The sequence below is a fragment of the Vibrio sp. AND4 genome (genome assembly GCF_000171815.1).
In the GTDB taxonomy this organism is placed as follows: Bacteria; Pseudomonadota; Gammaproteobacteria; order Enterobacterales; family Vibrionaceae; genus Vibrio.
Genome location: NZ_ABGR01000002.1, coordinates 233,053 through 253,065, shown reverse-complemented (window position 1 = coordinate 253,065; position 20,013 = coordinate 233,053). Strand labels below are relative to the sequence as shown.

23 protein-coding genes are annotated in these 20,013 nt (G+C 43.6%); 12 read left to right on the top strand and 11 right to left on the bottom strand.

The features are described from left to right. Nucleotides 1–58: 58 nt before the first annotated feature. From AND4_RS03860 to ttcA, 3 genes are all read left to right on the top strand, one after another. Nucleotides 59–862 carry a hypothetical protein gene (locus AND4_RS03860; RefSeq protein ID WP_009841594.1) on the top strand — a complete coding sequence of 268 codons (804 nt, stop codon included), beginning with the start codon at nt 59–61 and terminating at the stop codon, nt 860–862. A gap of 33 nt (nt 863–895) precedes the next feature. Next, nucleotides 896–1,558, top strand: a complete 663-nt coding sequence (locus AND4_RS03855; protein ID WP_009841593.1) for a DUF2987 domain-containing protein — start codon at nt 896–898, stop codon at nt 1,556–1,558. Between the two features lie 186 nt (nt 1,559–1,744). Next, on the top strand, nt 1,745–2,638 hold the full coding sequence (gene ttcA, locus AND4_RS03850; RefSeq protein ID WP_009841592.1) for a tRNA 2-thiocytidine(32) synthetase TtcA: 894 nt from the start codon (nt 1,745–1,747) through the stop codon (nt 2,636–2,638). A 134-nt stretch (nt 2,639–2,772) separates the two neighbouring features. Here ttcA and uspE read toward each other — a convergent pair whose 3' ends face one another. The 10 genes from uspE to ccoN all read right to left on the bottom strand — a co-directional run bounded on the left by uspE (nt 2,773) and on the right by ccoN (nt 11,755). Then, nucleotides 2,773–3,720, bottom strand: coding sequence for a universal stress protein UspE (uspE, locus tag AND4_RS03845; RefSeq protein ID WP_009841591.1), 948 nt, complete (start codon nt 3,718–3,720; stop codon nt 2,773–2,775). 181 nt (nt 3,721–3,901) lie between these two features. After that, entirely contained in the window at nt 3,902–4,648 is a 747-nt protein-coding gene (locus AND4_RS03840; protein WP_009841590.1) for an FNR family transcription factor, read from the bottom strand. Between the two features lie 89 nt (nt 4,649–4,737). Next, the gene (locus AND4_RS03835) at nt 4,738–5,415 is read right to left on the bottom strand and encodes a sulfite exporter TauE/SafE family protein (protein ID WP_009841589.1); all 678 of its coding nucleotides are present in this window, start codon (nt 5,413–5,415) and stop codon (nt 4,738–4,740) included. A 9-nt stretch (nt 5,416–5,424) separates the two neighbouring features. Further along, on the bottom strand, nt 5,425–5,589 hold the full coding sequence (gene ccoS / locus AND4_RS03830) for a cbb3-type cytochrome oxidase assembly protein CcoS (protein WP_009841588.1): 165 nt from the start codon (nt 5,587–5,589) through the stop codon (nt 5,425–5,427). A gap of 14 nt (nt 5,590–5,603) precedes the next feature. Beyond that, entirely contained in the window at nt 5,604–7,967 is a 2,364-nt protein-coding gene (locus AND4_RS03825) for a heavy metal translocating P-type ATPase metal-binding domain-containing protein (RefSeq protein WP_009841587.1), read from the bottom strand. A 4-nt stretch (nt 7,968–7,971) separates the two neighbouring features. Beyond that, entirely contained in the window at nt 7,972–8,448 is a 477-nt protein-coding gene (locus AND4_RS03820; RefSeq protein ID WP_009841586.1) for a FixH family protein, read from the bottom strand. A gap of 89 nt (nt 8,449–8,537) precedes the next feature. Continuing rightward, nucleotides 8,538–9,512, bottom strand: coding sequence for a cytochrome-c oxidase, cbb3-type subunit III (gene ccoP, locus AND4_RS03815; RefSeq protein WP_009841585.1), 975 nt, complete (start codon nt 9,510–9,512; stop codon nt 8,538–8,540). Beyond that, a complete protein-coding gene (locus tag AND4_RS03810) occupies nt 9,512–9,685 on the bottom strand; it encodes a CcoQ/FixQ family Cbb3-type cytochrome c oxidase assembly chaperone (RefSeq protein WP_005528472.1) in 174 nt (57 codons plus the stop codon). The genes ccoP and AND4_RS03810 overlap by 1 nt, the downstream gene beginning before the upstream one ends. 9 nt (nt 9,686–9,694) lie before the next feature. After that, nucleotides 9,695–10,315 (bottom strand): cytochrome-c oxidase, cbb3-type subunit II, encoded by a 621-nt coding sequence (gene ccoO / locus AND4_RS03805; RefSeq protein ID WP_009841584.1) that lies wholly within the window; start codon nt 10,313–10,315, stop codon nt 9,695–9,697. Between the two features lie 12 nt (nt 10,316–10,327). Next, nucleotides 10,328–11,755: a cytochrome-c oxidase, cbb3-type subunit I gene (gene ccoN / locus AND4_RS03800; RefSeq protein ID WP_009841583.1), complete on the bottom strand. Its 1,428-nt coding sequence runs from the start codon at nt 11,753–11,755 to the stop codon at nt 10,328–10,330. A gap of 255 nt (nt 11,756–12,010) precedes the next feature. On the opposite strand from ccoN, the gene AND4_RS03795 reads away from it, so the two are divergent. From AND4_RS03795 to AND4_RS03785, 3 genes are all read left to right on the top strand, one after another. After that, nucleotides 12,011–12,367 carry a hypothetical protein gene (locus AND4_RS03795; RefSeq protein WP_009841582.1) on the top strand — a complete coding sequence of 119 codons (357 nt, stop codon included), beginning with the start codon at nt 12,011–12,013 and terminating at the stop codon, nt 12,365–12,367. Nucleotides 12,368–12,480: 113 nt separating this feature from the next. Further along, a complete protein-coding gene (locus AND4_RS03790) occupies nt 12,481–13,668 on the top strand; it encodes an FIST N-terminal domain-containing protein (RefSeq protein ID WP_009841581.1) in 1,188 nt (395 codons plus the stop codon). After that, the gene (locus AND4_RS03785; RefSeq protein ID WP_009841580.1) at nt 13,658–15,388 is read left to right on the top strand and encodes a response regulator; all 1,731 of its coding nucleotides are present in this window, start codon (nt 13,658–13,660) and stop codon (nt 15,386–15,388) included. Before AND4_RS03790 ends, AND4_RS03785 begins: the two co-directional genes overlap by 11 nt. Nucleotides 15,389–15,556: 168 nt before the next feature. Here AND4_RS03785 and AND4_RS03780 read toward each other — a convergent pair whose 3' ends face one another. After that, nucleotides 15,557–15,925, bottom strand: coding sequence for a DUF3693 domain-containing protein (locus AND4_RS03780; protein WP_009841579.1), 369 nt, complete (start codon nt 15,923–15,925; stop codon nt 15,557–15,559). A 260-nt stretch (nt 15,926–16,185) separates the two neighbouring features. On the opposite strand from AND4_RS03780, the gene AND4_RS03775 reads away from it, so the two are divergent. The 6 genes from AND4_RS03775 (at nt 16,186) to AND4_RS03750 (ending at nt 20,013) form a co-directional block, all read left to right on the top strand. Next, on the top strand, nt 16,186–16,401 hold the full coding sequence (locus tag AND4_RS03775) for a hypothetical protein (RefSeq protein WP_009841368.1): 216 nt from the start codon (nt 16,186–16,188) through the stop codon (nt 16,399–16,401). Beyond that, a complete protein-coding gene (locus tag AND4_RS03770; protein WP_009841578.1) occupies nt 16,385–17,530 on the top strand; it encodes a replication initiation factor domain-containing protein in 1,146 nt (381 codons plus the stop codon). Before AND4_RS03775 ends, AND4_RS03770 begins: the two co-directional genes overlap by 17 nt. Nucleotides 17,531–17,533: 3 nt before the next feature. Further along, nucleotides 17,534–17,893, top strand: a complete 360-nt coding sequence (locus AND4_RS03765; RefSeq protein WP_009841370.1) for a DUF1293 family protein — start codon at nt 17,534–17,536, stop codon at nt 17,891–17,893. A gap of 7 nt (nt 17,894–17,900) precedes the next feature. Further along, nucleotides 17,901–18,131, top strand: a complete 231-nt coding sequence (locus AND4_RS03760) for a hypothetical protein (RefSeq protein ID WP_009841577.1) — start codon at nt 17,901–17,903, stop codon at nt 18,129–18,131. A gap of 5 nt (nt 18,132–18,136) precedes the next feature. Continuing rightward, nucleotides 18,137–18,385, top strand: coding sequence for a hypothetical protein (locus tag AND4_RS03755; RefSeq protein ID WP_009841576.1), 249 nt, complete (start codon nt 18,137–18,139; stop codon nt 18,383–18,385). A gap of 170 nt (nt 18,386–18,555) precedes the next feature. Then, nucleotides 18,556–20,013, top strand: coding sequence for a hypothetical protein (locus tag AND4_RS03750; RefSeq protein WP_009841575.1), 1,458 nt, complete (start codon nt 18,556–18,558; stop codon nt 20,011–20,013).

Sequence of the window (20,013 nt, the reverse complement as noted above, 5' to 3'; positions counted from 1 at the left end):
GTCCTCATAAATAAACTGGTTTTCCAGAAAAGTTTCACAAGTTAGCCTTGGATTAAATATGAACAATGATTTTGAGAAAGATTTCAACCTAGGAGGGAGTATAGAGCGAGCTCTTTCTGGCAAGTACGAACTGAAAGCTGGCGCCATTTTTAGTGAAGCTTGGCGCACCACCATTAAACAATTTTTATCCTTCTCACCGGCGATTATTCTTCTGCTCTTCGTCCAGTTGGGTATCTTCTACATTGCCTTGCAACTTCAGTTGGGTGATCCAGCCGTTATACTTGATGCAATACAGACCCCAGAATCTTTTACCGCTGACATTGCATCCGCTATTTACGTGGCTAACTTTAGTTACGAGGTGATCAGTGCACCGATTTATGCCGGTGTTAGCTTAATGGCAATGAGCCACATAGCAGGTTTAAATACTAAGGTTCGCCACGTGGGTAAAGGCCTTCAGTATACCGTTCCTGTGATTCTAGCAACGCTGTTTAGTTTATTGATGCAGGGCGTGGCAGGTATGATATTCCCTTTGCTATCTCTCTATTTATCTTTAGCGTTTAGTCAGTCAGTTTTGTTGATTTGTGAGAAAAAAATCCAACCTATGCAGTCACTTCTTTTATCACTGCGTGCCGTTAATAAGAAGATTTTTGTTGTCGCAGGGCTCTACTTAGGCGTGATGTTGATGTTTATTGTTGCCGCATTGTTTTACGGAATTGGCTTGATATTCGTGCTGCCGTTTTTCTTCCACCTGAAAGGCATCCTGTACCGCGAAATGTTTGGTATCAAGTTAAAAATCGTAGCAACTCAACACAATGACAATGACAATGACCACGATGGTAACTCTCATCTGTTTGATGCCTAAATTGATAAAATAAATGAAGAGGTGACGGATCGGATGAAGAAATTAAGCCTAAGTTTAATAAGCAGTGCGTTACTGGTTCTAGCATCGCCCGTAGCCCACTCTCAAGAATACATGTTTACGTATTCCAAGCTCTACACACAATTGAAGAATAACGTGAAGGAAGGACATGACGACGTCAAAGTTGGCGTTTTCTTTGTTGACGCAAAGACCAAGCAACTGTGTGAGATAGAAAAAGCATGGATGGAAAAAGAAGAGCACTACGAAGAGTTTGTGATTCCGGCTTCAAAAGAGCTTCCCATTCCGGTCGATAAGAATTTAAAGTCTGCAAACCCACTTGTCTTTGTTCAAACGCCAAAAGACACTCGCTGTGATTATTCTTTGGTGGTCATGACCAAAAAGTCGTTACAAGGTAATGTTTATTATGAGCAACTCATTCCCTTAATGCCACAAATGCAGGCTCTGCTTGAAGATCTTGGCGGTATGTTTGCAAGCTGGTTTACACCTGAAGTTCAAGGTGTAACCATGGAGTTTGCAGACGATTTGAATGGCGTCATTACCTTCTCCAATGGGTCAGAAAAAGCCATTGTAAATGGTAAAGTCCAAGTGGCATTGAGTGACATCGGTGAAGGAGGACACATGACCTTACCTCAGCCAACAACTCGCGTTTTACCTTATCTACCAAACGCGAAAAAGTAATCATAGAATTATAGAGCTGCAATTGCGGCTCTTTTTTATTGCACATTGCACCCGATTAGAGTGCATAAATTGATGACTCAGTCACACAAACGTTTAATCCTGCTTAAAAAGCTCGTATAATCCACGCCCCATAGAACACCCTATTAGGAAGCCCTAGTCGATTAATCGGCGATGTGAGAGCCCGCAATGAACCAATTAGATACAAGAAAAGAGACCCTAGAATTCAACAAGCTTCAGAAACGTCTTAGAAGAAATGTTGGAAATGCTATTACTGAGTACAACATGATCGAAGAAGGTGATGTTGTGATGGCATGCATTAGTGGTGGTAAAGATTCATTCGCGATGCTTGATATCTTGCTGAATCTACAAAAGGCAGCACCGATCAAATTTGAGGTGGTAGCGGTTAACCTTGATCAGAAACAACCTGGTTTCCCTGAGCACATTCTCCCAGATTACTTTGAAACGCTGAACATTCCTTACTACATCGTAGACAAGGACACTTACTCTGTAGTTAAAGAAAAAGTACCAGAAGGCAAAACAACCTGTGGTCTCTGTTCACGTCTTCGCCGTGGTACACTTTACTCTTTTGCAGAGAAGATCGGTGCGACTAAACTGGCACTTGGTCACCATATGGATGACATCGTAGAAACAATGTTTTTGAATATGTTTCACGGCTCACGTCTTAAAGCGATGCCACCAAAACTTCGATCGGATGATGGTCGTAACGTTGTAATTCGTCCTCTGACTTACTGCCGTGAGAAAGACCTGATCAAATATGCAGAACACAAAGAATTTCCGATCATTCCTTGTAACCTTTGTGGTTCTCAAGAAAACCTTCAACGTCAGTCAATTAAAGCGATGCTGATTGATTGGGATAAAAAAACGCCTGGCCGTGTAGAGGCGATTTTCAAATCTATTCAAAATGTAAGCCCAAGTCAGCTTGCTGACCGTGAGCTGTTTGATTTTGAAAACCTTCCACTAGACCGTGAAGGTAATCGCGAAGAATACGAATTCAATGAAGCTGTCGTTTCTTCAACGAACATTGATGAGTCAATGTTTATCGATGTAACCAACATCTAATTCGATAAGAGGGGGCCGAATAAGCCTCCTTTTTCGTGTTCGTCGCCCAAAAGGCAATATACAGTATAAAAAATCCCCCAAACGTTGGGGGATTTTCACTTCTAGATATCAACCAAGCCCAAAACTAAAAGTCACTAAGTTGCAGTGTTTGGATCAAGTGGACTGATATACCCGTTTGGTTTTAAAGCCAGCACGTCGCAATTGATTTTATCAATCACATGCTCGGCCGTATTACCAATAAATACAGCAGAAAGCCCAGTGCGGCCAGTCGTACCAAGAATAACCATTGCCGCATCCAGCTTTTCAGCCGTAGCAGGAATAATGTCTTCAGGCAGGCCTTGCTCGACGATGGTTTGCTGTTCATCCAAACCGTGTTTTTGACGAAGTGCTTTCATTGCGGTTAGGTGATGCCCGCGAACTGCATCTGTGTAGGTGGTTGGGTCAAACTCTGGTAGTTCAATCGTGATATTCGCTGGTGTAACCGGATAAGCATTGACGAGATAGGGCTCAGCATCCAGACGATTAGTGATTTCTTTAAGACGCTCGATCATTGAATCGTTCAAGTCAATGTGTGTTGGGTTTTCAGAACCGACATGAACAGATGCGAGGATTTTTGCATGTTCTGGCCAATCAGCATTTTTAATCAAAAGTACAGGGACAGGGCACTTACGTAATAAATGCCAATCAGTAGGAGTAAAAATCACGGACTCAAGAACATCGTGCTTACGTGTTCCTTTAATTACAATGTCATGACCACCAGCAAAAACTTCAGCAATGATCGCTTCATAAGGGCGGTTATGCCATACCACACATACGTCAAAGTCGAAGCTATCGTCTAAATACGGCTGAGCAACCCGATTTATCCACTGTTCACGTTGCTGGATAACACCGCGACGCATAGCATCCCTTTCATCGAACGACAGCATAGAGGTCATATCATAAGAAAAATCATAGATTGACAAAAAAACAGTGATTCGGCTTCTGGATACACTTTTTCGAGCAAGTTGAACCGCTCTTGCAAGTGCCGGCTGTTCATCGTTATTGATGTCAGCAACAACAAGGATCTTACTGTATATACTCATATCTAAGCCCACTTATTATTGTAAAACCATACACTGAAAACAAGATAAATCAGTATATTGGAGCACACAAGGTACACTTTTACTGTAGCTTAGTTTGAATAATATTTTGAGGATTTTCGAAGGGATAATAGAGAAAACATGACGCAGCTCATTCTAAAGCTACGTCAATCAATAGGGCATATCAGTCTTTGCTAACGCCAGCAAGTTCCATCAAGACATCATGATTTAAGATGGTGATGTACTTACCTTTAACACTCAGAATTTCGGATTTCTGGAAGCGTCCAAGCAGTCTACTGATTGTTTCTACGGTTAGACCTAAGTAGTTACCAATATCGCCACGAGTCATGGTTAAGCGGAATTCGCGAGGACTAAATCCACGTTGAGAAAAACGCGTCGAGAGATTGTAAAGGAAAGCGGCGAGGCGTTCTTCAGCATTCTTTTTAGAAAGAAGCAGGATCATTTCCTGATCGCCTTTAATCTCATTACTCATCAGACGCATAATCTGTTGACGAAGCTTTGGCATTTTACCTGATAGATCGTCAAGGATTTCGTAAGGGATCTCGCAGACCATAGATGTTTCCAGTGCCTGAGCAAAACTTGGGTGTGAATCACCGGTGATTGCGTCAAAACCAACTAGATCTCCAGCCAAGTGAAAAGCAGTAATTTGCTCATCGCCTTGCTCTGTAATGGTATAGCTTTTGATTGTACCAGAACGGATAGCGTACAGAGATTTTAGCTCATCACCAGCTTTGAACAGCTCTTGGCCTTTTTGAATTGGTTTTTTTCGCTCGATGATTTGATCAAGCTGATCTAATTCAGACTCATTAAGAGTGAACGGGATACAAAGTTGGCTAATGCTACAATCTTGACAATGAATTGCGCAACCGCCTGATTGGATACGCTTTGTTGCAGGTTTATCTGAAATCATAACAATCTTTCACTATTTGATATACGTCAATATTTTATCATTGCACATATCTAAAGGGTAGTAAAAAATAAAGCATAAAGACATTCATATTATATGAAACCAAGTATTTTTATGGCACCAGTAGCGGTATACACACCATAAATTATTAACAATAACGCCGAGATATTTCTAAATATAAAAGATTTTTGAATGTTCTTAAAATGCCTCGTGCCGTAGCCGATAGCAAGCATAGAAGGCAAAGTACCCAGCCCAAATGCCAACATGATCAACCCGCCATTTAATGCACCTCCCGATACTGCCGACCAGGTGAGCGCTGAATAGACTAAGCCGCATGGCAACCAACCCCAGATAAAACCAAATGGGAATGCGTGAAAGGGATGCTTCAAGGGGAGCAGGCGCTTTCCTACCGGAGAGATAAACTTCCAGATATGCTGACCTAACTTTTCTACAACTAACAGGCCATGCCACCACTTAGCAATATAGAGTGCGACTAATATCATGAATATCGCGGCGACAAACCTAAGCCATGCAAGAGATTGGGTGAGACCGCTCAACTCTGAAAGACCAGATATGGCACCTCCAACGACAGCGCCGATCAAAGCGTAACTTACAAGCCGACCAAAGTTGTAGAAGAGAGGAATGGTCAAAGAAGGTTTGTTGTTCGTCACGCCCATTGAAAGTAAGGAGGCGATACCACCACACATTCCCATGCAATGTCCGGCCCCGGCGAGGCCAATCATGAAAGCACCAATAAAATCAGGACTCATAGAGTATCGTTATGGTTTTTTGTTGTTTGGTTTATCATCTTCATCAAGAAGGATATTGTGGCCTTGTCGCTCTAAGTCTTCGAACTGATCGCTACGAACCGCCCAGAGAAATATTGCGACAGCGATACAGACCAATACAATGGCGATAGGGATTAAAATGTAAAGGCTTTCCATGTTTTCTCTCCCATCTACTTCTCTTTGAGAAGTCGCAAAGAATTGGATACGACGATGATAGAACTCGCTGACATCCCCACTACGGCAACGTATGGCGCAACTAAGCCTGCGACCGCAAGCGGCAAAATTAACAGGTTGTAGCCCAAAGACCAAGCCAAGTTTTCTCGGATTATCTTTCTTGTACGCATTGCAAGCAACCTTGCTTCGAGTAACTTCTCTAAATTATCGCCAAGAAGTGTCATATCTGCAGAAGCTTTCGCAACGTCTGTTCCACCTCCCATCGCTACGGAGAGATGAGCACCAGCCAGTGTAGGGGCATCGTTAATGCCGTCACCCACCATCATGGTGATATCGCTTTGGTCTAGTCCCTTAAGATATGCGAGTTTGTCTTCTGGTTTCGCTGAGGCTATCACATGCTCTATGCCCATTTCTTTCGCAACAGGTTGGGCATTTTGTAATGAATCGCCCGTCAACAAGGTGGTTTTAATACCAGCATCAGCAAAACGTTGGATAAATGCTTTGCTCTCTTTACGAATCGGGTCATGGTAATAGAAGGTTGCAACATGCTTGCCTTCTAACGATAGATAAACGGCGTTGCTTTCCTCCCTGTTTTCACCGAGAACAAAAGCAGCACTACCAATGTTTACTCTCTTGCCATTCCAAATACCTTGAATTCCCGAGCCGATGATGTTCTGAACATCGCTTACGGTGATGTCTTGGTGAATAAAACAGGAGAAAGCACGAGCAATAGGGTGATTTGCATGAGCTTCAAGCGCGGCGGCAATTGCGAGCGTGTCGGAGACTTCTAAATCAGAGAAAGTTTTGGTTTGACGGATTTCAATGTCGCCTTTGGTCAAGGTTCCCGTCTTATCTACTACAAGGTGGTTAATTTTACACAGTGTCTCGAAAACATGTCCTTTACGGAGCAAAATACCAAAGTCACCCATACGGGAGGTCGCGCAGGTCAGTGCCGTTGGTGTTGCTAAAGATAGGGCACATGGACATGTCGCAACCAAAACTGACAGCATGATCCAGAAAGCGTCATCAGGTTTAGTTTGATGCCAGTAGAACCATGTTCCTGCAGAAATAATCAGGATTACGCCAACGAAATAGCGCGCAACCACGTCGGCGATTTCAGCAATTTTTGGTTTGGAATGCTGAGCTTCATCTTGAAGGCGCACTATGTTAGAGATCATCGAGTCTGCTTTTGAATTCGTCACCTCAAGATCGAACGATTCATCCCCATTCAATGTCCCAGCATAGACTGCACCTCCGGCTTTTTTAACCACGTGTACAGACTCACCGGTCAGCATGGATTCGTCGATATGGATACGACCAGAAATCACTTTGCCATCTGCAGGGATATGTTCGCCAGGCAGGACACGAATGCGATCGCCAATCTTTAAGGTTTTTACTGGGACTTGTTCACCATCTAGCCTTGTAGCAATCGCAGGGATCAGTTTAAGAAGATTGCCACTTGCTGCCGCTGCTTTTCGACGAGCACGCATCTCTAAGAATCGGCCGACCAACAAAAAGAGGGTAAACATAGAGATGGACTCAAAGAACACCTCTCCCTCACCAGTTACGGTTGCGACTAGACTAGCCAAGTATGCGAAGATCAATGCAATAGAGACTGGAACATCCATACCAAGCGTTCTGCCTTTGATGCTTCGCCATGCATTGAGATAAAAAGGGAGGGCGGAGTAGAGCAGTACTGGTGTCGCAAAAATTAAGCTGACCCAACGGAGGTAGTTTTTAAACTCTGGCTCTAAATCACCAAACACTTCCAAATACAATGCCACTGCGAGCATCATAACCTGCATGGTTGCTAGGCCCGCAATACCTAAGCGATATAGATATTGCTTCATTGTATGATGATAAGCAGCTTCTTGTTTATCTGCCTCAAAGGGAGCCGCTTTGTAACCGAGTTTATGAATTACTGAGAGTAGTTCACTCAAACGTACTTGCGTTTTGTCCCACGCAAGCAATGCTCGATTTGTCGTCGTATTCACACGAATAGAAACTAACCCCTTGACGCCAGAAACCTGTTTCTCAATCAGCCAAGCACAAGCGGCGCACGACACCCCCTCTAAAGAAAGTGATACCTCAGAAGTGTTTTCATGGTTTCGAACAAACTCAGACTGGACATCTTCATTATCATAATGAATGAGGGCTTGAAGCTGCTCTGGAACTAGGTCTGCTTTTTCGGCTGGCGCCGTTCGGTATTGGTAATAGGAGACAAGACCACTATCGACGATAGTCTGAGCGACGGTTTCACAGCCCGGACAACACATGTCGCGAATTTCACCTAATATTTCTACTTTGAAATCCGTGTTGGCTGGTACATCTTCACCACAGTGATAACAGGATTTACACATAGAGTTACTTCATTAACATTGTTTGTTGTGCAGGGAATTCAACTCGACCTTGAATCATCCATTCTTTGTTATGTGGCTCTAGCTCAACGAACCACGGACCTTGAATCGAGTCTTCTGGTGTCAAACGATAATTGCCTTTTGCATCAGCGGTAAGGAGCTTAGTAAAGTCACGGTCAGCCAACGTACGGTGTGTGAACGTTGCGGTTAGCGCAGGAAAGTGTGGTAAAACTCCTTTATCGAAAGCGATAACTATGTTGTTGTGATCAGACGAAACGGTAGCGTTAAGAGCAAGATCGCGAGCGACATTCATTTTACTGATGTCAATGTTGATCCCTTTGCCTTTTTTATAGTAATCCTCGGCAACCAAGGAGACGGAGTGGTTGGCAAATACAACCACGGTTACGATTGTCCAAACCACAACGGTAAGAGGTAGGATAATCAGAAACCACGGCCAAAATTGTTTATACCAAGGCTTTACCATAAAAAAGTTCTCAACAGCTATATGAAAAAATGTAAGGCTTTAAATCTAAGAGAAAGACAGCCCCTTTAAAAGGGGCTGTTATTGAAATGTTACTCATTGTCGGAGTTACTTAGACTCCAGACATATGCCGCGACAAGCTGAACCTTATCTTCACCTAGAATGTCCTTCCAAGCAGGCATTACACCAGAGCGGCCGTTCATAACGGTTTCTGTAACCGCTGCTCGTGAGTCACCAAACAACCAGTCTTGATCAGTTAGGTCAGGTGCGCCTACCGCAGGGTTACCCTTACCATCTGTACCATGACAAGCAGCGCACACAACGAATCGAGCTTTACCAGCTTGTGCTTCTCGTGCGTTTACTTTACGACCCGACAAACTTAGCGTGTAGCTTACCACTTCTCGAACACCTTGTTCGCCAAGAGCATCTTTCCACGCAGGCATCTGACCAATACGGCCTTGCATAATGGTTGTAACGATAGCGGCTGGCTCACCGCCGTACAACCATGCGTTATCGGTTAGGTTAGGGAAGCCTTTCTGACCACGAGCATCAGAACCGTGACACTGCGAACAGTTTTGTAGGAACAGACGTTGACCGACTTTAATCGCTTTAGGATCTTGCGCAATCTCTGGGATAGCGCGCAGGCCATTTTCGTTGTGAGCAAGAGCACGAAATGCCTCACCAAAGTAAGCATCAGCACTGCCCAATTCTTTCGCGTACTGATCGAGACGTTTCTGTTCTTGTGCCTCAGAAATTGCTTTTTTTGAATCTTCTACGTTGGTTACCGTTTGATTTGAACTGGACCAATTGAGCAAGCCTTTAAAGCTTCCTAGTCCGGGGTACATCGCCAAGTATACAGCGGAAAATACAAAAGTGCTGATAAACAGATACGTCCACCACTTTGGTAGAGGGTTATTGAGCTCACGAATACCATCGTACTCGTGTCCCATATCTGCACCTTCCTCGACGCCCATTTTATCCTTAGCACACCAAGTTAGGAGGATTGCACATCCAACTAGAGTACCGACAGTAATTACGATAATCCAGAGACTCCAGAATGTAGTCATTACTTCTCCACTCCTTGATTATTTGGTTTCACTTGCTCTTCATCAGCAAACACTAGATTGGCATCTTCCTCAAATCGTGCTTTACGTTTCTTGCCAAATGCCCACCATACAATGCCAATGAAACTAGCAAAGAGAACAACGGTATAGATGCTGTGAATTGTACCGAAATCCATATCGACTCCTTATTTCATCGCATGGCCAAGAGACTGAAGGTATGCGATGACTGCGTCCATCTCAGATTTACCTTGTACATCCTTAGTCGCGTTTGCGATTTGCTCGTCAGTGTACGGAACACCAAAATTATCTCTGAAAAGCGTCAACTTCTTGGGAGTTAGCTTCCCATCGAGAATGTTTTCAGCTAACCACGGGTAGCCCGGCATTATAGACTCCGGCACCAGTTCACGAGGGTTCATCAGGTGAACGCGGTGCCACTCATCAGAATAGCGACCACCGACGCGCGCTAAATCTGGACCTGTACGTTTTGAACCCCACAAGAAAGGGTGCTCCCAAACACTCTCGCCAGCGACAGAGTAATGACCGTATCGCTCTGTTTCTGACCGGAACGGACGAACCATCTGGCTATGACACACATTACAGCCTTCGCGAATGTAGATATCACGTCCTTCCATCTCCAGAGCGCTGTAAGCTCTTAAGTTGTCTACTGGCTCTGTTGTCTGCTTTTGATAGATAAGAGGCGTTATTTCAACAAGCGCCCCCCAACTGATCGCAAACACGATAAAGATTGCCAATAAACCTACGTTACGCTCTAAGATTTCGTGGCGGTTATTAGAATTATTACTCACACTCAATTCTCCCTAAGCCGGTTGCGGAACTGCTTTTAAGCTCTCTTTCGGGGCACTGACCGTCTTGTAGGTGTTGTATGCCATCAAGAACATACCCGACAAGAAAATAAGACCGCCTAGGAAGCGAACAAAGTAGAATGGATGAGAGGCTGCAACGGATTCAACAAAACTGTAGGTCAGTGTGCCGTCAGAGTTAACTGCTCGCCACATTAGTCCCTGCATTACGCCTGAGATCCACATAGCAACGATGTAGAAAACCGTACCGATAGTCGCCAACCAGAAATGCACATTGATCAGTTTTACCGAGTACATACGCTCCTGACCGAAAAGCTTAGGAACAAGATGGTATACAGAACCAATTGAAACCATAGCCACCCAACCCAATGCTCCAGAATGAACGTGTCCAATGGTCCAGTCTGTGTAGTGGGATAGTGCGTTTACTGTTTTTATCGCCATCATTGGGCCTTCAAATGTAGACATTCCATAGAAAGACAATGAAACAATTAGGAAACGCAGAATAGGATCGTATCGAAGTTTATGCCACGCGCCAGACAGCGTCATAATACCGTTGATCATTCCCCCCCAAGATGGAGCGAATAAAACCAAAGACATGACCATACCTAGTGATTGAGTCCAATCTGGTAGTGCGGTGTAATGAAGGTGGTGAGGGCCAGCCCAAATGTACAAAGAGATGAGAGCCCAAAAGTGAACGATAGACAAACGGTAGGAGTAAACAGGGCGTTCAGCTTGTTTAGGGACAAAGTAGTACATCATACCCAGGAAACCTGCTGTTAACAGAAAACCTACTGCATTGTGGCCGTACCACCATTGTACCATCGCATCTACAGCACCAGAGTAGATAGAATATGATTTCATCGCTGAGACAGGAACAGACATACTATTCACTATGTGAAGTACAGCTACTGTCAGTATAAATGCGCCGAAAAACCAGTTAGCCACATAAATATGTGAGGTTTTACGCTTAACCAACGTACCAAAAAAGACAACAGCATAAGAAACCCAAACAATTGCAATCGCAATATCTATCGGCCATTCAAGCTCTGCGTACTCTTTTGAAGATGTATATCCAAGGGGAAGAGTGATGGCTGCTGCAACTATAATTGCTTGCCATCCCCAAAACGTAAAGGCGACCAATGGGCCCCCAAAAAGTCGCGTCTGACAAGTTCTCTGTACAACATAATAAGATGTTGCGAACAGAGCACTGGTACCAAACGCAAAGATTACCGCATTTGTATGCAGTGGACGTAAACGACTGAACGTTAACCACGGCGTATCAAAGTTTAGCTGTGGCCAAACTAACTGAGCGGCTATAAACACACCAACACCCATACCGACAATTCCCCACAAAATAGTAACTAGGGTAAACTGTCGAACGACTGTATAGTTGTAGCTTTGCTCTAGCTGCTTTACTTGGCTCATTTGCATGCTTCCAATTTCTAATTAACTACACTTTACTTCCAACACGACTTGCGTCGTAACACCACCCAAGTAAACTCTAGAAATAACGTGATATCATCACTTTATTACCATTGCTGACTTTAAAAAAAGTGGCATTTTCAACGTATAACTATACTTGAATTAACAATTCAATGACAGAGTAGTAACCTTACAACACCTCTGGAAATCATTTTTTATTTAAAAAGTTTGAAGTTTGTAACAAGGACATTAGGAATTATGGCTGCACAAAAGTTAACAAAGGCTCGACTTGCACAAATCTTAATCATGCTCAGTGTTTTAATTGGGGCTTTTTTTTGGCGTACCTTCACTTACGATAAGAACAGAGAGGTAGATTGCACACAAAAACAACGATGTGAGTTTGTCATTGGGGCAGAAAAGATAATCATAAATAAAAAGTTAAGTGGGATTTCGATCGAAGGCTCAAAAAAAGAGAGTTTGAAAATTGATCTAAATCAATCAGGCGATTTTATTATTTTCAATAATAAAAATCGAAATATTGGTTGGAATCTTATTTCTGAAAATAAAAAGATTAATTTAAAATTAAACGAGCTTACTGTTCAAGTTAATTTATAAATTAGATCTGCCACGAGATAATTTGATATTTATTATGCAATGAGAATCATCATACTTAAAATGAAATTATCATAATGGTATAACAGACAAGTGATAACCATTAATAGAATTGTATGCAGTGCAAATCATTATTTACCCACATTACAGATGAATATTTAGCAATTAAGCAGCTTCGCTCTGAACTGACAGAGAATAACCTTACGCACATCATCTGCTATTACACGGAAGGATTCGATATCAGAGAAATCCAAAGCGCGTTCGTTGACTTATTCCCTAATACAAGCATACACGGTGCCAGTTCGTGCCAAGCGATAATGACGAATAACGGTTATCATCAAGGGCCAGTGATTGCGATTCTCGCGATTTATGACTCAGATCAGCACGCGTATGGTACAGGCATTTCAACCTATGGAGCGAACGTTGAAGCCAGCGTTGAGGTGGCGTTAAATATGGCGCTGACTCATGCGGATAGGATAGGAGAAGTGCCAAATCTCATTCTTTTACACGCGACCCCAGGACATGAAGAAACGATTATTGAATGTATCGATGAAAGGTTCGGGACCTTAGTTCCTATCATTGGTGGCTCAGCCGCTGATAATCATGTTGAAGGAAACTGGTCAATCATGACTGGCCAAGGTGTCCAAGAAAATGGTGTCAGCCTAACGCTATTTTATTCATCACAACCAGTTGATATCGCTTTTAGCGCAGGGCACTCGCCGACCGATATCACCGGTATCGCGACAAAAACCGAGGGTCGCTATCTTCTGGAAATTGATAATCAGCCAGCTTCGGAAGTTTATCGTCGTTGGACAAACCACCAAGAAACAAAATCTGTTCAAGAGCGCTTTCTGTTTACTAACTCCAGTGCCTTCCCATTGGGGCGCATTGCAGGTCATTTGTACGAACGGCCTTATTTTAAACTCACTCACCCAATAAGAGAGACGGAACAAGGTGGTATCGAACTCTTTACAAATATTCAAAAAGGTGAATCTTTGACTCTAATGAAGGGGAGCCGTCAGCATCTTGTTGCGAGAGCTGCAAAAGTTGTTAACGCAGCTTTTAATCAAAAGCTGGAGAAATCGAGAAAGATAGGGGGGATCAATATTTTTTGTGCGGGCCCTATGCTGCATTTAAAGCAGGACATGAACAGCGTTTGTGAACAAATTAATCAGGAATTAGACAACCTACCTTTTATTTGCCCATTTACCTTTGGTGAGCAAGGTAGATTTATTGGTGGTGAAAATGGACATGGAAACCTGATGATTTCATCAGCAATTTTCCACAAACCTTATGAAAGATAAATATTTAGAGATATATCAACAAGAAGCATTGCAAGAAGCACTTGTCCAATTAAAAGAGGCAAGGCTGAGAGAGAAGCTATTGGCTGACGAGAACACTGCGATCTTATCAGCAATTTCCGCGATGAGCGAGGCTCGGAACCGCCATGAAATTTTTTCCGGCCTCAACAAGGTTCTAAAGAAGTACATTAACTTCGATGACTTCATCGTAATCACTCGTGACTGCCATCAGCAAAATTTCAAAACACTGCTGACGACAAACAGTGTCTTTGACAGTGCCAATTGGTTACCGGGTAACACTTCAGAAAGAGCACTCAATGGTGAATGTATCTTGCTGTTTGAACCGATGCGAATAAAAGAATTTGAGAATCTAAACGCCTTCATTAAAAGCCAAGTAAGCTCCATGCTTTTGACTGGCATTAAGTCTGAAGTGACGCAAACTATCATCATACTTGTCGGCGCACAAAAAGGGCAGTTTAGCATTGAAAATAGAGAAACCCTGAGAAGATTCAGACCCTTAATAGAAAGGGCAGTGATTGACATTGAAACCAAAGAGAAGTTACAACGTATCGTAGAGGTTCGTACCTCACAGCTTGCAAAAGCAAGAGAGGAAGCAGAGCGAGCCAACCAGTCAAAATCTGAATTTCTCGCCATGATGAGTCATGAGATCCGAACGCCATTGAACTCGGTTTTGGGGATGCTCGATATATTAAGACAATCAAGGTTAACGGAGCAACAATTTGAAGTTTTGAATCAGATGGAATGCTCTGCAGAACTGCTGTTAGCGATTATTAGTGACATTCTCGATTTATCAAAAATTGAATCGGGAAGCTTTCATTTAAATGAAAAATGGACGAACCTAAGTGACGCGGTAACACTGGTTATTTATCAACAAAAACAATTGGCTACAAACAAAAATCTAAGTTTTGAGTACCAATGTAATTTGGATAGCAATAAACAATATTGGATTGACTCCACTCGGGTGTCTCAAGTGCTTTTCAACTTAATTGGCAACGCCAGTAAATTCACAGATTTTGGTGGTATCAATGTCACTGTAATTGAGAGTGATGGTCAGCTTGTTATCTCAGTTATCGATACCGGTATAGGCATTCCTAAAGCAAAGATCGGAAATCTTTTCACAGCGTTCCACCAAGGAGACAGCTCGATTACACGAAGATTTGGAGGTACAGGTCTTGGACTTGCCATCACCAAACATTTGGTTGAAATGATGCGTGGAACAATTAGCGTTAAAAGTGAAGAGAACGTTGGTTCGCACTTTGAAATTAAGATTCCTGTCTTAACGAGAAACAATCAAGATAGACCAGTAAAATCAGAACCCAGTTATCCATCAAAAGCGGTGAATCTTCTAGTTGTAGAAGACACCGTGTCGAACCAATTTGTAATTAAGCTGCTCTTAAACAAGTTGGGGCATAACGTTTTCGTTGCAAGCCACGGCGCAGAAGCAATCGAGTTTCTTGAACAACAAAAACAAAACATCGACATCATTTTAATGGATGTTTCAATGCCTATCATGGACGGTATAACTGCGACAAGGTTAATCCGGCAGAAAGGCTTTCATATTCCAATCATTGCTTTAACAGCACATGCACTTGAAAGCGACAAAACCACATGTATGCAAGCCGGCATGAATGCTTTTGTTTCTAAGCCCGTACGAAGACAAGAAATCTACGAAGCCATTCAATCACTTATAGAAACCGCGTAGTGCTTTAATATAGATCTTAACAATCGTAAGATTATTAAGATCTATATTAAGTATTTTATGGTAAATAGCGATTATGTTTAATGGCGCTCGCAAAAAGCGCCGTATTTTAAAATCTAAGCGGGATAGGAGACCAATCCACATCAGATTTGGCATACAGTGACATACAATTTAACATAACACATATAATACGCACTGAGCGATAGCTGCTTTAAGGTCACCAATCCATAAAGCAAACATTCCGCAAATCATTGAAATGCTTGATAAACCAAGGCCGTTAAACTTTTTTGCGATGCTTTCCCACATGCCACGAATCGCCGGATTTTCATTGCGGTCAGCGTGACAACCTAGCAATGCAAGCTCTGGGTCGATTCCTGCACCTTTCGCCAGAAAAACTGCTTCTTCATCAGTGACATACCTGACACCTTTTCTGATTTTGCTAAGTTTCTGCGGCGAAAGATGTAAGTCATGTGCAATTTGCTTATCTTGAACGTAGTTTTGAGCGTTTTTATACGCATTTAATAGTTCATTTGCATACATTTCGAATCCTCCGTTTGCCATAGAATAGCCTTTTAATCCCCATTTTGCGCTATTTACAATCCCCATTTATGGCAACTACAATCCCCACAAATCGGTATTTGACCACCTTGGTACGGGCGTTTGCCCTTGACGCTTTCGTCTGGCCTTGGTGGTCACTCTCAACAAGTCAAGGTGTTGTTATGTCCAATCTAATCGTCTGTTCTCCTATATCACACGCATTACGTGACACCGTCACTAAGTCTATTTTAGAGGCTTAACCCATGAACGAAGCTCAAATCATCTATTACGACTTGCTACCAGATTACACGGTTTCCGTGTTGGTCAAAGGCTATGAAGAATGGGATTTGCTCAAGTCTATGTCTCATCTTGAGTTCTGGGCTTCGTCTGAATTTGTCTCTTACGAGTTGGTGTCCATCACCAATACCACTTACCAAGAACGCGTTGATTTAGGGGTCTTCGATGACTACTGCAACTAACATCCTTAAGAAATTCGATGAGCAGTCCGTTCATATTGACTACCTATGTTTTACATTTGCAGTCAAGGATTTACGCCACTGTCACAAGGCGATTCAACGCTTGCACAAGCATGAGGAATACAAAGGCTTAGCGCCTAAATCACTGTTACAACGTCACAGTAGAGCGCCTAAGTTCCCTGCTCCACCTGAGTTTAATCCGACCTTAGCGAGGACGGCTGAAGACATTGAAGCGTATAACAACGCCTTTGATGTTTGCTACCGTACCTACTTAGAAGATTGTCTGCGCATCTTCACTAATCAGGTGCTTGGCCTGTCGCTTTCTGCGCCTCGTGGCCTTGGTTTCCAGTTCTATACCGAGTCTATGAAACTGACCTCGCCAGATGGTGAAGACTTCTGTGGCTTCGTTGGTCTGGGTGGTAACAATGACACCGTGCATTTCCAAATCAATGGCACTGGTTGTAAGCATGTGTTTGCCCGTCGTGCGCCTTGGTCGCTGCATGATTGGCTGACTAACGTTCTTGGTGTTCAATCACTCGCGCGTGTCGATCTCGCTTACGATGATTACGACGGTATCTTTGATTGTGAATACGCTCGTAAAGCTTGGAATGATGATGCGTTCCGAACGGCTGACCGTGGCCGTGGTCCAGTACTGCATGAAGATATGACCATTGCCAGCATGACCAATGGCAAACCGAACTACACCAAAGAGCAATACTCAGTCGGCTCTCGTACTTCTCGCGTCTACTGGCGTATCTATAACAAGGCGCTTGAGCAAAAGCTCGCAAACACTGGCCTTGTTTGGTATCGCTCAGAAGTCGAACTCAAAAAATGGAACATCGATGTTCTGTTAGATCCTGCTGGCGCATTCGCTGCTATCAATGATTTCTCTGCATCGATTTCTACCGCTAAAAAATTCAATACCAAACCTGTCCCGACTAAACGCGCGGCGTTAGACCTGTTGGCCTCGGCTTACTGGATGCGCCGCCAGTACGGGAAAATCCTGAACTCTTTAATCGAATTCCATGAGGGCGACATTGAAACCGTAGTCGGCTCACTCGTCCGTGATGGAACCAAATTCACCTTCCCCGATACCTACGGCAAGTTGGTGACTCACATATTGGAGACCTAACAAATGGCTAAATCTGTTTTTGTTCTTGGCATGGACATCACTTGGAACTCAGCGCGTGGCGACAGTGCTCAACTCAACATTTCACGCCCGCTACGCAGCATTAACTCGGAAAAATTTAAGCGTCGCACCATCGGTGAATCTGGTGATGTAAACCCGCAATGGGACCAACCGTTGATGATTGAACACAGTTATGCCCTGCTCCTTGAGCGTACTGGTGCTCTGGTTCCTCGTCGTGAGTACCAGTTGCAACTTGAAATCAATCCAGAGGACCCATTAGCGGGTGCCATCGTGACAGAGCTCATTCCTGTCGACCCAGAAATTAAGAAGCACTTCGAAGCTTCAATGAAAGCGGTTCAAGGTTAAAAAGAATATGTCTGTATGCGTCACCGTTGGCAGTAAGCGCGGCACTATAAAAGCAACTCAATCTCATATCGATAATTGCGATGGTTATGTGCTTATTTCAGCGGCGGAGTATCAGGAATATAAGGAACCTGTCCTATTCAATAGTGACTTGTTCCTGTATGTCAGTGGCGTGCTCTTGATTAACATGCTTGTTGGTCATTGGGTAGGTCGTGTTGTTCGCCTTATGAATAAAAGGTAATTCAAATGAAAAAACTAGAACTTGTTGTAAAAAACACAAAACACGCAATCGTAAACAAAAAAACAGCGGTCGGTACTGCTCTTATGCTTGGCTCAACCTCTCCGGCCTTTGCTGCTGCACCGGACATCACAGGCGCTATCACTGCCGCAGTGAGTGGTGGTCAAAGTAATGTGTCACTTGTGGTCGCGGGTCTTATTGGTATGGCTGCACTTGGCTTTGGTGTGACCATGGTTGTTGGCTTCTTACGTCGTTAACGGTAAGTCTTAATGCCTCCTCTATCTGGTAATCTACTTGGTGATGTTCTTGCTATTGGACTTGGTATTTCCTTTGCGGGGGCATTTCTCCACGGCTTTGTGAGTGGCATCAATACTCACTAATCATTAGATAAGGGGGCTTCGGCTCCCTTTTTTATTGGTTGAATAACATGATTCATTATCTGCGTTTTATTACGCTATTCATTATTCTTCTCATCAGCAATGATGCCTATTCCCTAGAAGCTCGTGTGGCTGATATTTCATGGCAAGGCTGCGCCTATAAGGGTCAATGGGTTGATCCTTACAAGATGAACGAGTGTTTTATTGAGCAGGGGTATTACACGCACTGTAGCTTCAGGAAGTCGCGTGGCGCAAAACCTATGTATCCATATAGAACGAGTTGTCACTATGGTTCATCTGGCACCAGCGTGCTCAGTTATTCTGAGATTCGTTGCCCCACAAACAGCCTGTTCGACCCTAAAACGCTTCAGTGCAGCTACGAATGTGATTATGGCTACAATGGTGACGGCACCTGCATGAACGTTTGCCAGTTCAAAAAGTCGATAAACGAAAAAAGGATGCTTGAGTGGTCCGAATACATTTACAGTGACCAAGTGACAGGCGCTTGCTATGGGGACTATGGTGCCACTCGATGCGAATTATCTCGACTTTCGGTCCATATGGTTATTTGTACCGATAACGCTTCAGGTGAGCTTACGCAAAACTCCCTTTGTAATGCTCAATTTGAGTATACGGGTAAACAGTGCGGCGGTGGCACTGATTTCTGGGGCGCTCAAGGGCCGGATGTTCCTATCATTCCGCCACCGACGGATAAACCAATAGATAAGCCCGACACCCCAATCGGTGACATTGAAGATCCAAGCGTCCTACCCGATGATTCAAGCAACACGCCTATGCCTAACGAGGTTGACCCAGAGGCCGAGGTTGAAAAACCTGAAATGGATGATTCGACAGACTCGGCAGTGGTTAGCGCCGTTACCAATCTCAATAAGGACATTAACTCGGCACTTCATGACCTGAACGTTGATATCAATGAGTCTCAAGCCTCGATAGCCGCTGAGATAATCAACGTGAAAGGCTCCATCGTTGACAACACGCAAGCGGTTCAAGAGCAGCAAATCAATGACAACAAGATTTACAACAACACTAAAACGCTTATCCAACAAGCCGCAGACGATATCACTAAAGCGATAAACAACAGCAACGGCAACGGCGAAAACCAAGGCATAGCCGAAGAGCTAGAAGGGTTCGGTGACAGTCTTGATGGTATCGAACGTTTGCTTAGTCGGTCCGGTTTTATCTCGCCGGGCGGTGATGATGTGAATCATCTCATCTTCGCTTCTTCTGACTTCATCAGAGTCAATGAAGGCATCGCAGATAAGAAGCGCACGATTGAAGGCTACGTTAACGACATCAAAGGCCTTGTGTCTATCGGGACCAATTTTAGTAACGGCTCGCTAACCGATAGGTCATTCACCATCAAAGGGTCCAAAGTGGAATCTGGCCTTCAACGTTTTGATGACGTCACGCCTTACGTTCGCCCTGTCATTCTCTTTATCTGTTCCCTTATCGCTCTATTCATCTTGTTTGGCCATAGGAGTAAATAA

What these genes read in the sequence shown, in the direction of transcription:
- AND4_RS03820 (WP_009841586.1), bottom strand. Translation starts at nt 8,448, where the DNA reads ATGGTAAAGCCTTGGTATAAACAATTTTGGCCGTGGTTTCTGATTATC.
- ccoN (WP_009841583.1), bottom strand. Translation starts at nt 11,755, where the DNA reads ATGAGCCAAGTAAAGCAGCTAGAGCAAAGCTACAACTATACAGTCGTT.
- AND4_RS03785 (WP_009841580.1), top strand. Translation starts at nt 13,658, where the DNA reads ATGAAAGATAAATATTTAGAGATATATCAACAAGAAGCATTGCAAGAA.
- AND4_RS03790 (WP_009841581.1), top strand. Translation starts at nt 12,481, where the DNA reads ATGCAGTGCAAATCATTATTTACCCACATTACAGATGAATATTTAGCA.
- AND4_RS03840 (WP_009841590.1), bottom strand. Translation starts at nt 4,648, where the DNA reads ATGATTTCAGATAAACCTGCAACAAAGCGTATCCAATCAGGCGGTTGC.
- AND4_RS03780 (WP_009841579.1), bottom strand. Translation starts at nt 15,925, where the DNA reads ATGTATGCAAATGAACTATTAAATGCGTATAAAAACGCTCAAAACTAC.
- AND4_RS03795 (WP_009841582.1), top strand. Translation starts at nt 12,011, where the DNA reads ATGGCTGCACAAAAGTTAACAAAGGCTCGACTTGCACAAATCTTAATC.
- AND4_RS03770 (WP_009841578.1), top strand. Translation starts at nt 16,385, where the DNA reads ATGACTACTGCAACTAACATCCTTAAGAAATTCGATGAGCAGTCCGTT.
- AND4_RS03775 (WP_009841368.1), top strand. Translation starts at nt 16,186, where the DNA reads ATGAACGAAGCTCAAATCATCTATTACGACTTGCTACCAGATTACACG.
- AND4_RS03765 (WP_009841370.1), top strand. Translation starts at nt 17,534, where the DNA reads ATGGCTAAATCTGTTTTTGTTCTTGGCATGGACATCACTTGGAACTCA.
- ccoP (WP_009841585.1), bottom strand. Translation starts at nt 9,512, where the DNA reads ATGACTACATTCTGGAGTCTCTGGATTATCGTAATTACTGTCGGTACT.
- AND4_RS03855 (WP_009841593.1), top strand. Translation starts at nt 896, where the DNA reads ATGAAGAAATTAAGCCTAAGTTTAATAAGCAGTGCGTTACTGGTTCTA.
- AND4_RS03810 (WP_005528472.1), bottom strand. Translation starts at nt 9,685, where the DNA reads ATGGATTTCGGTACAATTCACAGCATCTATACCGTTGTTCTCTTTGCT.
- AND4_RS03860 (WP_009841594.1), top strand. Translation starts at nt 59, where the DNA reads ATGAACAATGATTTTGAGAAAGATTTCAACCTAGGAGGGAGTATAGAG.
- AND4_RS03760 (WP_009841577.1), top strand. Translation starts at nt 17,901, where the DNA reads ATGTCTGTATGCGTCACCGTTGGCAGTAAGCGCGGCACTATAAAAGCA.
- uspE (WP_009841591.1), bottom strand. Translation starts at nt 3,720, where the DNA reads ATGAGTATATACAGTAAGATCCTTGTTGTTGCTGACATCAATAACGAT.
- ccoS (WP_009841588.1), bottom strand. Translation starts at nt 5,589, where the DNA reads ATGGAAAGCCTTTACATTTTAATCCCTATCGCCATTGTATTGGTCTGT.
- AND4_RS03750 (WP_009841575.1), top strand. Translation starts at nt 18,556, where the DNA reads ATGATTCATTATCTGCGTTTTATTACGCTATTCATTATTCTTCTCATC.
- AND4_RS03835 (WP_009841589.1), bottom strand. Translation starts at nt 5,415, where the DNA reads ATGAGTCCTGATTTTATTGGTGCTTTCATGATTGGCCTCGCCGGGGCC.
- AND4_RS03825 (WP_009841587.1), bottom strand. Translation starts at nt 7,967, where the DNA reads ATGTGTAAATCCTGTTATCACTGTGGTGAAGATGTACCAGCCAACACG.
- ttcA (WP_009841592.1), top strand. Translation starts at nt 1,745, where the DNA reads ATGAACCAATTAGATACAAGAAAAGAGACCCTAGAATTCAACAAGCTT.
- AND4_RS03755 (WP_009841576.1), top strand. Translation starts at nt 18,137, where the DNA reads ATGAAAAAACTAGAACTTGTTGTAAAAAACACAAAACACGCAATCGTA.